Annotated in this window: 8 protein-coding genes; 6 read left to right on the top strand and 2 right to left on the bottom strand. The window is 72.0% G+C overall.

Going from position 1 to position 13,854, the window contains the following annotated elements; genetic code table 11:
• Positions 1-146: 146 nt before the first annotated feature.
• Complete coding sequence (locus J3486_RS43160; RefSeq protein WP_207830424.1) at positions 147-578, bottom strand: Rv3235 family protein; 432 nt, start codon at positions 576-578, stop codon at positions 147-149.
• Positions 579-861: 283 nt separating this feature from the next.
• On the opposite strand from J3486_RS43160, the gene J3486_RS43155 reads away from it, so the two are divergent.
• The 3 genes from J3486_RS43155 (at position 862) to J3486_RS43145 (ending at position 4,867) form a co-directional block, all read left to right on the top strand.
• Positions 862-1,380, top strand: coding sequence for a hypothetical protein (locus tag J3486_RS43155; protein WP_207830421.1), 519 nt, complete (start codon positions 862-864; stop codon positions 1,378-1,380).
• Positions 1,381-1,439: 59 nt separating this feature from the next.
• A complete protein-coding gene (locus tag J3486_RS43150; RefSeq protein WP_207830418.1) occupies positions 1,440-2,135 on the top strand; it encodes an HAD family hydrolase in 696 nt (231 codons plus the stop codon).
• Between the two features lie 437 nt (positions 2,136-2,572).
• Positions 2,573-4,867: a LuxR C-terminal-related transcriptional regulator gene (locus tag J3486_RS43145; protein WP_207830415.1), complete on the top strand. Its 2,295-nt coding sequence runs from the start codon at positions 2,573-2,575 to the stop codon at positions 4,865-4,867.
• A 458-nt stretch (positions 4,868-5,325) separates the two neighbouring features.
• Here the strand turns inward: J3486_RS43145 and J3486_RS43140 are convergent, their stop codons facing one another.
• Positions 5,326-5,892, bottom strand: coding sequence for a DJ-1/PfpI family protein (locus tag J3486_RS43140; RefSeq protein ID WP_207830412.1), 567 nt, complete (start codon positions 5,890-5,892; stop codon positions 5,326-5,328).
• 423 nt (positions 5,893-6,315) lie between these two features.
• On the opposite strand from J3486_RS43140, the gene J3486_RS43135 reads away from it, so the two are divergent.
• The 3 genes from J3486_RS43135 (at position 6,316) to J3486_RS43125 (ending at position 13,846) form a co-directional block, all read left to right on the top strand.
• The gene (locus J3486_RS43135; protein WP_207830409.1) at positions 6,316-11,286 is read left to right on the top strand and encodes an NAD-glutamate dehydrogenase; all 4,971 of its coding nucleotides are present in this window, start codon (positions 6,316-6,318) and stop codon (positions 11,284-11,286) included.
• A 227-nt stretch (positions 11,287-11,513) separates the two neighbouring features.
• Positions 11,514-12,341 carry a polyprenol monophosphomannose synthase gene (locus J3486_RS43130; RefSeq protein WP_374194843.1) on the top strand — a complete coding sequence of 276 codons (828 nt, stop codon included), beginning with the start codon at positions 11,514-11,516 and terminating at the stop codon, positions 12,339-12,341.
• The gene (locus tag J3486_RS43125; RefSeq protein ID WP_307805191.1) at positions 12,314-13,846 is read left to right on the top strand and encodes a hypothetical protein; all 1,533 of its coding nucleotides are present in this window, start codon (positions 12,314-12,316) and stop codon (positions 13,844-13,846) included. The genes J3486_RS43130 and J3486_RS43125 overlap by 28 nt, the downstream gene beginning before the upstream one ends.
• Positions 13,847-13,854 lie beyond the last annotated feature (8 nt).

Here is a 13,854-nt window from a genome sequence, read left to right as displayed (position 1 = left end):
CCTGCCACGGTGAAGGGCCGGGCACCGCGGGTGTCCGGCCCTTCCCGTTGCGGGCGGGCTACGGACGTCAGGGGTACGGGCGTCAGAGGCAGGGGCGTCAGGCAGGGGCACGGGCGTCAGGGGTACGGGTGTCAGAGGTAGGGGCATCAGTACGTCTCCCTGGGCGGCCTCGTGTCCAGCTCCACCGCCGTGCAGCGCCAGCGCAGGTCGGGGGTCCGGGTCAGGCGGAAGGCCAGGGCGTGCAGCCGCGGGCCCACCGCGATGCGGGCGAAGACCTCATAGGTGCCGGTGGCCGGTTCGAAGTGGCCGATGTCGTGGATCGTCGGGCGCGGGCCCGAGCGCGCCAGGGGGCGGTGCGCGAGCAGCCAGATCAGGTCCTCGAAGGCATGGCCCGCGGTGTGCCGCGCGAACCAGAACGGGGGCTTGTGGCCGGCGAGGACCAGGATCAGGCGCTCCGTAAACAGCTCGGCCGGGTGCGGCGCCACCCGGGGCGGCCGGGCGGCGGGGCGGCGGCTGTCCCTGCGGGACGGTGGCCGGGTGGTCCGCCGGGGGCCTCGCCTGGACAGCACCTTCTGCATGTCGCCTCCCGATACCAGTCGGTAACTCTTCGTGAGGATCTTGTACGAGGGCGGGGAGCGGGCCCGCAAGAGCCGGCCAGCGCGGGTCGCGGGGCCGGGCGGGTTCACCTATCCGAGTGGCCGGGGCCGTCGGCGGGGCCCCCTGGGCGGTGACCGGCCAGGTGACGGCCCGGCGCGGGGCTGACGCGGGGGCCGGGTCCGGGCGGCAGCCCGAAAGGGGACTCCCGCACGTATCCTGAAGGCCCTCAAGGACGATCACCAGCGACTACGAAAGCGGACCGTCATGCGCGTGTACGTACCTCTCTCCCTGCCGCGACTCGCTCAGGCGCACCGGGCGGGCGAGCTGGGGCCCGCGCCGCTCACCGCCTTCGCCGTCACGCCCGCGCTGCGCGAGTGGTACCTCTCCGACGACATCGAGGAGCTGGAGTACGCCGCCCTCAACCGGGCCGCGCTCGCCTCGCTCCGGATGCTCGCCGGGGAGCCGGACGCGGCGCGGCGCCGGGTCGTCGTCGCCGTGGACGTCGCGGACCGGGCTGCCGTCGCCGACCCCGACCGCGGGCTCGACCCGGCCACGCTCGGCGAGGTCTCCGTGCGCGAGGTCGTCGCGCTGTCCAAGGCCGCCGCCGTGCACGTGGACTCCGACGACGCGCAGAGCGACGTCGCGGCCGCCGCGGACGCGCTGGGCGCGGCCGACCAGGGTGACGACGACGCCCAGTTCGTCGTCGACGGTGCCGAGGACCACGAGCTGCTCTGGTTCGCCACGCAGGAGATCCCGAACCTGGTGGACGGCGTCGACGCCTGAGCGGGACGGGGCGGGACGGGACGGGGGGACCGATCCGGCGAGCGGGTACGTTCTCTCGTATGGGGAAGCAGATAACCGCGGGCCCGGTCACGGGTCCGTCAGCCGGTCATATCGTCTGGGACTGGAACGGGACCCTGTTCCACGACATCGACGCCGTCATCCACGCCACCAACGCCGCGTTCGGCGAGCTCGGGCTCGCGCCGATCACGCTGGAGAAGTACCGCGCGCTGTACTGCGTACCGGTGCCCAAGTTCTACGAACGGCTGATGGGGCGGCTGCCCACCGACGCCGAATGGGCCGTCATGGACGAGGCGTTCCACCGGCACTACGCGCGCCATGCCGTGGACTGCGGGCTCGCCGAGGGGGTGGAGCTGCTGCTCGCCGGGTGGCAGGAGGCCGGGCGCAGTCAGTCGATTCTCAGCATGTACGGGCATGCGGAACTGGTGCCGTTGGTGCGGCAGTTCGGGATCACCGAGCGGTTCGTGCGGGTGGAGGGGCGGGTCGGGCCTTCCGGGGGCAGTAAGGCCGCGCACATGGTGCGGCATCTGGGGGCGCTCGCGGAGTCGTCGGGGGTGGCGCCGGAGCAGGTGGTCGTGATCGGGGACGCGGCCGATGACGCGGTGGCGGCGTTGGCTGCCGGGGCGCGGGCCGTGCTCTATACCGGGGGGTCGCACGGGAGGGCCAGCCTTGAGGGGGTCGGGGCGCCGGTTGTGGATTCGTTGGCGGAGGCTGTGCGGCTTGCTGCCGCGGGGTGAGCGGGGGGTTTGGTGGGCCCGGGCTTTTGGTGTGCGGGTCTGATCCGGTGGCTGCTCGGGGCCGTGGGCGGGGGCCGGTTGTAGCGCCTGCCCGGCGCTGGGGTGCCGCCTTGCCCACCCTGCCGCCCTTGGCGGCAGATTGCCCAAGGCGGCGGGGGCGGGCGGGATTGCCCCAGGCGGGGAGGGACACGGGCGGCGGCGGATTGCCCAAGGCGGGTGGGGCGGGCGGTGGATTGCCCAAGGTGGGTGGGAAAGCTGTTGGCTGTGGATTGACCGAGGCGGCGCGGTGGGCGGCGGATGCCTGACGCGGCGTGGTGGGCGTCAAGGTGTCGGGGCTGTGGCTCGTTCAGTTGTCTTGTTCACGCTCCGCTTGCGGCTGCGTACGCTTGGTGGGGATGCTGGCGGTGGCGGTGGTGTGACGCAACGGGGAGAAGGCCATGGGCTTCGGGTTCGGACAGCGGCGCGGTGGTCAACTGCCCGTAGAGGTCACCACGTTCGTCGGCCGGGCGGCCGAACTGGCGCAGGTGCGGGGCGCGTTCGGCGGGGCCCGGCTGGTCACGCTGGTCGGGCCCGGCGGGGTCGGCAAGAGCCGGACCGCGCTGCGGGCCGCCGCCGAGCTCTCCGCGGGGCTCGCCGACGGGGTGGTGCTCGTCGAGTTGAGCGCACTGCGTGACCCCGAGCTGATCCCGGCGACGCTCGCCGCGGTTCTCGAACTGCCCGAGCAGGCGGGCATGGAGCCGCTCGACGCGGTCGTCGCGCATCTTCAGGGGCGGCGGATGCTCGTCGTGCTCGACACCTGCGAGCACCTCGTCGACGCCTGCGCGATGCTCGCCGACGTGCTGCTGCGGGAGGCGGCAGGCATCCACGTACTGGCCACCAGCCGTCAGCCGCTCGACGTGCCGGGTGAACACTGCGTGCCCATCGCACCGCTGGAGCCGGACGACGCGCTGGAGCTGTTCGTGCAGCGGGCCGCCGCCGTGGTGCCGGGGTTCGCCGTGAGCGAGGGGAACAGGGAGCAACTGGCGGCTCTGGCGCAGCGGTTGGACGGGATTCCGCTCGCGCTCGAACTGGCCGCGGTGCGGCTGCGGGCGGTCTCGCTCGATCAGCTGGTGGAGCGGCTCGGGCACCGGTTCGAGGTGCTGACCGGCGGAAGGCGGACCGCGTTGACGCGGCATCAGACATTGCGTACGGCCATCGGCTGGTCCCACGAACTGTGCACTCCGCGCGAGCGGCTGCTGTGGGCCAGGCTGTCCGTCTTCGCCGGGTCCTTCGAGCTGGGCGCCGCCGAGTTCGTGGGCGCGGGCGGCGAGTTGGCGTCCGGCGATGTCATGGAGTGCCTGATCGGGCTCGTCGACAAGTCCGTCGTGCAGCGGCTCGGCGGCGACGGCAACCGCTACCGACTGCTCGACACCATCCGCGAGTACGGCGGTGAGTGGCTCGCGGAGTCCGGGCAGGAGGACGCGGTGCGGGCCCGGCACTTCGCGTACTACCGGGACCTGGGCCAGCGCTACTGGGACGAGTTCCTCACGGCGGCGCAGCCCGTGTTGCACGGGGCGCTGCGCACCGAGAGCGCCGATCTGCGCTGCGCGCTGGAGTACGCGTGCGTCAAGGGCGAGGTGACCGCGCAGGGGCTGTGGCTGGCCGCTCAGCTCGGCCCCTACTGGCGGGCGCTCGGCGCGCTCTCCGAGGGGCGGTACTGGATCGAGAAGCTGCTCGCGCCGCTCGACGAGGTGGGGGAGGAGCAGGCCTGGGGGCGGTTCATGTGCGCCCTGTTCTCGGTGTGGACCGGTGATCTGCCGGGCGCGCTCGAACTGTTCCACCGGGCGCTGGTGATCGCGAAGGAGTCCGGCAACGACCGTGTCGAGCTGTTCTGCGACGCCTATCTCGGCGGGCTCACCGCGCTGTGCGGGGAGCCGGACGGGCTGGTCGCGCTGGAGGACGCCCGGCAGCGGATCCTGGCGCGCGGCGACGGACTCGGCACGGCCGTCATCCACTACGAGGGCGCGCTGGCGCTCGGGATGCTCGGGGAATCCGAGCGGGCACTGGAGTGGTGCCGTACCGGGCTCGCGCACCTGGAGGGCACCGGGGAGCGGCAGATGTTCGCGTCGACGCTCCTCGTGCAGGGGCTGATCCTGTGGCTGTCCGGGCAGCGGGGCGAGGCCGTCGGGGTGGTGCAGCGGGCCCTGGAGGCCGCCGCGGAGATCGACGAGGTGCTCATCGCCGCGATGTGCTGCCTCGCCCTTGCCTGGTCCGCGGCGTGCGAGGAGCGGCATGTGCGCGCCGTGTGGCTGCTCGGGTACGCGGAGAACGCGCGGCGGCTCGGCGGCGGCGACCCCGTCGGGATGCTGCCCACGCTCTTCGACGAGCAGGAGGCCGTGCGGGCCGCGCTGCGGCGGGAGCTGGGCGAGAAGGAGTTCGGGCGGTGGTACGAGGTCGGGGCGCGGCTGTCCGGGGCGCAGGTGCTCACGGCCGTGCGGGCCGGGGCCGATGTGCCGGGGGCGCGGGTGCCCGCCGCCCGGGGGGCCGGGGTGGACGCCCTGACGCGGCGGGAGCGGGAGGTGGCCGCGCTCGTGGCCCGGGGGCTGTCGAACCGGGAGATCGCCGAGCAGCTCGTCATCTCCAAGCGGACCGCCGACGCACATGTGGAGCACATTCTGGCGAAGCTCGGGGTGGGGTCGCGGACCGAGGTCGCGGCCGTTGCGGGGGCCGGGATCGATGGGGGCGGCGGGTGATCTTGCGGCTGGTGGGGGGCTCGGGTTCCTGCGAGGGCCGCCCCCTCCCCTCCCCTTCCCGTCCCGATCCCCGGGGGCTGCGCCCCCGGCCCCCCCCGGCCCCCCGGCCCCCCCGGCCCCCCGGACCCGGAAGTCCGTCGTCGCGTGCGGGTGGTGGTGGGTTGGTCGCGCCGTTCCCCGCGCCCCTTTCAGGGGCGCTCTAGGTATACGTAGCCGCATGTGCGCGGGCAGATGCGTATACCGGTCCCGGTGAGTACCGATGCATCGGAGCGGGGGCTGCCGCGAAGCTGGATGTGTGCCGCGGTTCCCCGGGAGGAAGCGGTGCGGCGGAGCGTCGGGCAGTACTGGTCAACTCCCCACGGCTGTCGTGGCAACGGCCCTCCGTCGTGGCGCCCGGGGCACGGCACACCTCGGTGGCTGCCCTCGTCGGCGGGGCAGCCACCAAAAGCGCGTACCGGTCAGAGCGCCGGGCTCTTCGCCCTGAGGACCGTCAGGAACTCCCTCATCCAGGCCGCGTGATCCGGCCACGCCCGGGACGAGACGAGCGTGCCGTCCACCACGGCCGCCGCGTCCTGGAAGGTGGCGCCGGCCGCCTGCATGTCCGGTTCCAGGGCCGGGTACGACGTGACGCGCCGGCCCCGCAGCCCGTCGACGGCCGCCGTCAGGAGCGGCCCGTGACAGATCTGCGCGATCGGCTTGTCGGTGTCGAAGAACGCCTTGATGATCTTGCGGAGCTCGCCGTCGCCGCGCAGGTACTCCGGGGCCCGGCCGCCCGGGATCACCAGTGCGGCGTACTCGCCCGGGTCGACTTCGGAGAAGGCCAGGTCGGCCGGCCAGCTGTAGCCCGGCTTCTCCGTGTAGGTGTCGTAGCCCGGCTCGAAGTCATGGACCACGAAGCGGAGCTTCTTGCGGGTCGGGGCCGCGATCTGTACGTCGTACCCCTCCTCCAGAAGGCGCTGGTACGGGTAGAGGACCTCCAGCGACTCCGCCGCGTCGCCGGTCACGATCAGGATCTTGGGTGCCATCGGTCACACGCTCCTCGCCGCGACTGCACTGTGCTCAACGTGCCGCTGCCCCGCATCCCTGGCAAGAGGCCGGTTCTGTGCAGAGTGTCAAAGTTCGGCCGTGGGATTTGTACAGATGCGGCTCATGACGGGGGCCCCGTCGGGAGCGATAGCCTTGTCCCGTGATCAGCGCGATATCTCGCGGGGGCATCGTCGCCCCCTGCCCGCGCCGGGAGCCCACGGGTCGCCACAGCGACCGTGCCCGGCGCGCAGACGCTGATCGTTTCCGGCGGATGGCCAGTTCGTTGAAAATGGCGCATTACCGTCCGCTCTTCTCCCAATCCGGCATAACGTCGAAGCAGACCGGACACCCCGCGTCGCGGCGTTACGTCGAGCCATTCATGTCTACGTCACGCAACGGCGCGCGACAGGAGCCAGAGGACAATGCAGACCAAGCTGGACGAAGCCAAGGCCGAGCTGCTCGCACGGGCCGCCCGGGTAGCTGAGAACAGCCCGGTAGGGGGGCACCTACCGACGGGCGAGGGCACCGACGTCGAGGACATCGACACCGTGCTCGCGTTCCTCCAGCGCTACTACCTGCACACCGCACCCGAGGACCTCGGAGACCGTGACCCGGTCGACGTCTTCGGTGCCGCGTACTCGCACTACCGTCTCGCCGAGAACCGCCCGCAGGGCACCGCGAACGTCAAGGTGCACACGCCGACGGTCGAGGAGAACGGCTGGACCTGCAGCCACTCCGTCGTCGAGGTCGTCACCGACGACATGCCCTTCCTCGTGGACTCCGTGACCAACGAGCTGTCGCGGCAGGGGCGGGGCATCCACGTCGTCATCCACCCGCAGGTCGTCGTCCGGCGCGATGTCGCCGGCAAGCTGCTGGAGGTGCTCCCGGCCGGGTCCGACGCCAGCGGCCACGACGTGCTCACCGAGTCGTGGATCCACGTCGAGATGGACCGCGAGACCGACCGCGCCGACCTCAAGCAGATCACCGCCGACCTGCTGCGTGTCCTGTCCGACGTGCGCGAGTGCGTCGAGGACTGGGAGAAGATGCGCGACTCGGCGCTGCGCATCGCCGACGAGCTGCCGAGCGAGCCCACCGCCGACGACCTGCGCGACCAGGAGGTCGAGGAGGCCCGCGAGCTGCTGCGCTGGCTCTCCGCCGACCACTTCACCTTCCTCGGCTACCGCGAGTACGACCTCACCGACGACGACTCGCTGGCCGCCGTGCCCGGCACCGGCCTCGGCATCCTGCGCGCCGACCCGCAGCACGAGACCGAGGACCACCACCCGGTCTCCCCGTCCTTCAACCGGCTGCCGGCCGACGCCCGCGCCAAGGCCCGCGAGCACCGGCTCCTCGTCCTCACGAAGGCCAACAGCCGCGCCACCGTGCACCGGCCGTCCTACCTCGACTACGTCGGCGTGAAGAAGTTCGACAAGGAGGGCAACGTCGTCGGGGAGCGCCGCTTCCTCGGCCTGTTCTCCTCGGCCGCGTACACCGAGTCGGTGCGCCGTGTCCCCGTCATCCGCCGCAAGGTCGCCGAGGTCCTCAGGGGCGCGGGCTTCTCGCCCAACAGCCACGACGGCCGCGACCTGCTGCAGATCCTGGAGACGTACCCGCGCGACGAGCTCTTCCAGACGCCCGCCGACGAGCTGCGCTCCATCGTCACGTCCGTCCTGTACCTCCAGGAGCGGCGCCGGCTCCGGCTCTACCTGCGCAAGGACGAGTACGGGCGTTACTACTCCGCCCTCGTCTACCTGCCGCGCGACCGCTACACCACCGGGGTGCGGCTGCGGATCATCGACATCCTGAAGGAGGAGCTCGGCGGCACCAGCGTCGACTTCACCGCCTGGAACACCGAGTCGATCCTCTCCCGCCTGCACTTCGTCGTCCGCGTCGCGCCCGGCACCGAGCTGCCCGCGCTCACCGACGCCGACACCGACCGCATCGAGGCCCGGCTCGTCGAGGCCGCCCGCTCCTGGGCCGACGGCTTCGCGGAGGCGCTCAACGCCGAGTGCGGCGAAGAGCGCGCCGCCGAGCTGCTGCGCCGCTACGGCCAGGCGTTCCCCGAGGGCTACAAGGCCGACCACACGCCGCGCGCCGCCGTCGCCGACCTGGTCCACCTGGAGCAGCTCACGCACGGCGACCGCGAGGGCAAGGACTTCGCGCTCTCGCTGTACGAGCCGGTGGGCGCCGCCCCCGGCGAGCGCCGCTTCAAGATCTACCGGACCGGTTCGCCGGTCTCCCTCTCCGCCGTCCTGCCGGTGCTGCAGCGCCTGGGCGTCGAGGTCACCGACGAGCGTCCCTACGAGCTGCGCTGCGCGGACCGGGCCACGGCCTGGATCTACGACTTCGGCCTGCGGATGCCGAAGCCGGCGAACGGCAACGGGGACGAGCTGGGCGCCGACGGCCGCGAGCGGTTCCAGGAGGCGTTCGCCGCGACCTGGACCGGCGCCGCCGAGAACGACGGCTTCAACGCCCTCGTGCTGCGCGCCGGGCTGAACTGGCGGCAGGCGATGGTGCTGCGCGCGTACGCCAAGTACCTGCGCCAGGCGGGTTCCACGTTCTCGCAGGACTACATGGAGGACACCCTCCGTAACAACGTCCACACCACCCGGCTGCTCGTGAGCCTCTTCGAGGCGCGGATGTCGCCGGACCGGCAGCGCGCCGGGACCGAGTTGACCGACGGGCTGCTCGAAGAGCTCGACGGCGCCCTCGACCAGGTCGCCTCCCTCGACGAGGACCGGATCCTGCGGTCGTTCCTCACGGTCATCAAGGCGACCCTGCGCACGAACTTCTTCCAGAGCGCAAGCGAGGGAAGCGACAAGCGGGGCCAGGAGACGGGGGGCGGCGCGCCGCACGCGTACGTCTCCATGAAGCTCGACCCGAAGGCCATCCCCGACCTGCCCGAGCCGCGGCCCGCGTACGAGATCTGGGTGTACTCGCCGCGCGTCGAGGGCGTCCACCTGCGCTTCGGCAAGGTCGCCCGCGGCGGTCTGCGCTGGTCCGACCGGCGCGAGGACTTCCGTACGGAGATCCTCGGCCTGGTGAAGGCGCAGATGGTGAAGAACACCGTCATCGTGCCGGTCGGCGCCAAGGGCGGGTTCGTCGCCAAGCAGCTCCCGGACCCGAGCGTGGACCGGGACGCCTGGATGGCCGAGGGCATCGCGTCGTACAAGACCTTCATCTCGGCGCTGCTCGACATCACCGACAACCTGGTCGGCGGCGAGGTCGTCCCGCCCGCGGACGTCGTGCGGCACGACGAGGACGACACGTACCTCGTGGTGGCGGCCGACAAGGGCACCGCGTCCTTCTCGGACATCGCCAACGGGGTCGCGCAGTCGTACGACTTCTGGCTCGGCGACGCGTTCGCGTCCGGCGGCTCGGCCGGTTACGACCACAAGGGCATGGGCATCACCGCCCGCGGCGCCTGGGAGTCCGTCAAGCGGCACTTCCGGGAGCTGGGCGTCGACACCCAGTCCGAGGACTTCACCGTCGTCGGCGTCGGCGACATGTCCGGTGACGTGTTCGGCAACGGGATGCTGCTCTCCGAGCACATCCGCCTGGTCGCCGCCTTCGACCACCGGCACATCTTCATCGACCCGAAGCCGAACGCGGAGACCTCGTACGCCGAGCGCCGCCGTATGTTCGAGCTGCCGCGCTCCTCGTGGGCCGACTACGACAAGGACCTGATCTCCACCGGCGGTGGCGTCTTCCCGCGCTCCGCCAAGGCGATCCAGCTCAACGCCCACATCCGCGAGGCCCTCGGCATCGAGTCGGGCGCCGCGAAGATGACCCCGGCCGAGCTGATGAAGGCCATCCTCCAGGCGCCGGTCGACCTGCTGTGGAACGGCGGCATCGGTACGTACGTCAAGTCGTCGGCGGAGTCCAACGCGGACGTCGGCGACAAGGCCAACGACGCCATCCGCGTCGACGGCCAGGACGTCCGCGCCCGGGTCATCGGCGAGGGCGGCAACCTCGGCGCGACCCAGCTGGGCCGCATCGAGTTCGCCCGCACCGGCGGCAAGGTGAACACCGACGCGATCGACAACAGCGCCGGCGTCAACACCTCCGACGTCGAGGTCAACATCAAGATCCTGCTCAACGGCCTGATCGCCGAAGGCGACATGACCGTCAAGCAGCGCAACAAGCTGCTCGCGGCGATGACCGACGAGGTCGGCCACCTGGTCCTGCGCAACAACTACGCGCAGAACACCGCCCTGGCCAACGCCGAGGCGCAGGCCCCGTCCCTGCTCCACGCCCACCAGCGGTTCATGCGCCGCCTGGGCAAGCAGGGCCACCTCGACCGCGGCCTGGAGTTCCTGCCGAGCGACCGGCAGATCAAGGAGCTCCTCGCGGGCGGGCGCGGGCTCAGCCAGCCCGAGCTCGCCGTGCTCCTCGCCTACACGAAGATCACGGCCGCCGACGAGCTGATCCGGACGACGCTGCCCGACGACCCGTACCTGCGCCGGCTGCTGCACGCCTACTTCCCGCAGGCGCTGCGCGACAAGTACAGCGAGGCGATCGACGCGCACGCGCTGCGCCGCGAGATCATCACGACCGTCCTCGTCAACGACACGGTGAACACGGGCGGTTCGACCTTCCTGCACCGGCTGCGCGAGGAGACCGGCGCCTCCCTGGAGGAGATCGTGCGGGCGCAGCTCGCCGCGCGCGAGATCTTCGGCCTGAGCGAGGTGTGGGACGCCGTCGAGGCGCTCGACAATGTGGTCGCCGCCGATGTGCAGACCCGGGTCCGGCTGCACTCGCGCCGCCTCGTCGAGCGCGGCACGCGCTGGCTGCTCAACAACCGGCCGCAACCGCTCCAGCTGGCCGAGACGATCGCCTTCTTCCGGGACGGTGTCGCCGAGGTCTGGGCCGCCATGCCGAAGATGCTGCGCGGCGCGGACGCCGAGTGGTACCAGTCGATCCTCGACGAGCTGACCGGCGCCGGGGTCCCCGAGGAGCTGGCGCAGCGCGTCGCCGGGTTCTCGTCGGCCTTCCCGACGCTGGACATCGTGGCCATCGCGGACCGGATGGGCAAGGACGCGCTGGCCGTCGCCGAGGTCTACTACGACCTCGCCGACCGGCTGTCGATCACCCAGCTGATGGACCGGATCATCGAGCTGCCGCGGGCCGACCGCTGGCAGTCCATGGCCCGCGCCTCGATCCGCGAGGACCTGTACGCGGCGCACGCGGCCCTGACGGCCGACGTGCTCGCGGCGGGCAACGGCACGTCCACGCCGGAGCAGCGCTTCAAGGCGTGGGAGGAGAAGAACGCGCCGATCCTGGGCCGCGCCCGCACCACCCTGGAGGAGATCCAGGGCTCGGACGCCTTCGACCTGGCGAACCTGTCGGTCGCGATGCGCACGATGCGGACGCTGCTGCGCACGCACTCGTAGCGCGCGGTCCGCACAGGGGGCGCCTCGGGCCGACCGGCCCGGGGCGCCCCTTTCGCGTACCCGGTGCCGGATTCTGTCCCGGTTCTTGAACTGCTCTTGCCCTGTTCCCGACTTCGTCTGGCTGGATGGGCGGGCCGTGTCCCGCACCCGGGCCGCGTCTCGGGGCATTGTGGAACATTACGTCTAAAGTGAACGCCGATTGTCTGATGACCGAGCAGGGAGATCCGATGCCGTCGAAGCCAGCACCGTCGTCGCAGTCGTCGCAGTCGTCGCAGTCGTCGCAGTCGTCGCGGGCCGCGGACCGCGCCCTCCCGCTGCCCGGCACCTGGGCGGCCACTCCGCTCACCGTCGTCATGCCGACGTACAACGAGGCCGGGAACCTGCCCGGCATGGCCGAGGCCCTGATGGCGCTGGAGCTGCCAGGACTGCGGCTGCTCGTCGTCGACGACTCCAGCCCCGACGGGACGGGGGACATCGCCGAGGAGTACGTGCGCCGGTTCGGCGCCGACCGGATGGGCGTCCTGCACCGGGCCGGAAAGGAAGGGCTCGGGCGGGCGTACGCGGCGGGCATGGGGCGGGCGGTCGCGGACGGCGCGCGCTACGTTCTCCAGATGGACGCCGACGGCAGCCACCCGGTCGCGAAGGTCCCCCAGATGCTGGGAGTCGCCCTCGCCACCGGCGCCGGGGTGACCATCGGCAGCCGCTACGTCCAGGGCGGCACGCTGTCCGAGGCGTGGGGAGCCCATCGCCGGCTGCTCTCCCGCTGGGCCAACGCGTACGCGGGCACCATCCTCGGCACGCGCGTACGGGACATCACCGGCGGCTTCAACCTGTGGCGCGAGGACGCGCTGCGCGCCATCGACCTGGCCTCCGTGGACAGCGCCGGCTACAGCTTCCAGGTCGAGATGAAGTACCGGGCGGTGCGCCGCGGTTACGGCATCGTCGAGGTCCCGATCCACTTCGAGGACCGCACCGTCGGCGAGTCGAAGATGGACCTGATGGTGCAGCTGGAGTCCGTGGCGATGCCGTGGAAGCTGCGCGCGAGGGCCCGTTGACGGCTGGTTCCGCGTCCGGCCGCCTCCTGGCGCGGGGGACGGCCCTGCTCGGCCTGCTCCTGCTCGTGCTGCTGCTCGGCGTCGTGGTGCGGCTGCCGTGGGCCGGTGATCTGGGCATCCACGCCGCCACCGTCGAGCGGCTCCGCCACGATCTGCTCGAACCCGGGGACCCGCTGGTCGCGGCCGACGCCCCGAGCCCGTACTACACGCCCTGGACGCTGCTGCTCGGCTGTCTGGCGAAGGTGACCGGGCTCGGGGTGTTCGTCGTGCTGCGGATCGGCGCGCTGATCTCGCTGACGGTCCTGGTGGGCGGGGTGTGGGTGTTCGCCGGTACGTTCCTGGAGCGCGGGACCGCGCCGCTGCGCAGGGCGGCGGTGACCGCGCTGGTGCTGCTCTGTCTGGTCCTGCTCTGGGGCACGACGCTGTTCAACTGGAGCGGGTACCTCGGGCTCAACTCCCTTGCCCTGTGCATCGCTTACCCCAGCACGTTCGCGCTCGGCGCGTCCTTCTGGCTGTGGGCGCTGGTGCGGCGGGCGGTGTCGTGGGCGCACTTCCTGGGGGCCGGGGTGCTGTGGGCGGTGATCCTGCTCAGCCATCAGTTCACCGGTGTCGTGGCCTCGTTGGGGGCGCTCGCGATGGTGCTCGGGGCGCGGCCCTGGCCGGGGAAGGACGCGTGGCTGCGGCTCGCGGGCGGGCTCGGGCTCGGGCTCGTCCTGATCGCGCTGTGGCCGTACTACTCCTTCTTCGGGCTGTTCGGCGCGGGCGGGGACCTGGAGGCCATCCACCGCTCGCTGTACCGGGACCTTGTCGCGCGGCTGTGGCTGGTGGCGCTGGTCGGCGGTGCGGCGCTGGTGCTTCGGTGGCGGCGCGACCGGCGGGATCCGCTGGTTCTGTTCTGTCTGCTCGGGCTCGTCGTGTTCGCGGCGGGCGGGCTCACCGGGCACTGGTCGTGGGGGCGGGTGCTGCCCGCCGTGCTGGTGCCCGCGCAGGTCGCCGTGGGGCTTGAGGTGGGCGGTGCGGCGGGGCGGGCCGTGCGGGTCGGGTTCGGGTGGGTGGTGTGCGGGGCGCTGCTGCTGGGGGCGTGGGCGCAGTCGGGGACGCTCGGGTATGTGGTGCCGCGGTCGGCTCTGCCGTCTTTCGTCGCCGCCAAGTACCGGGAGCCTTGGGGTGGTTATCACTGGATCACGCCTCTGGTGCGGTACGGGGATGTGGTGCTGGCCAAGACGTTTCCCGCTCGGCAGATTCCTGCGTACGGGGCGTACACGGTGGCGCCTGGGTATCCGGACTTCTTCCTCGATGACGAGGGGGCTCGGGAGGCGGCGGTGCGGGCGTATTTCGCGGGCGGGGTGTCTCGGGGGGAGCGGGTTGAGGTGTTGCGGCGGTACAAGGTGCGGTGGGTGGTGGCTTATCGGAGTGACGGGGGGTTGGGGGGGGGGGATCCGGCGTTGGAGCGGGTGGCTGTGGGGCCGCGGGGGCAGATTCTGTATCGGGTGGTGGTGGGGTAGTTCGGGGC

This window comes from Streptomyces sp. VRA16 Mangrove soil, assembly GCF_017377775.1.
GTDB lineage: Bacteria > Actinomycetota > Actinomycetes > Streptomycetales > Streptomycetaceae > Streptomyces.
This window is presented reverse-complemented; position numbering and strand designations above follow the sequence as displayed.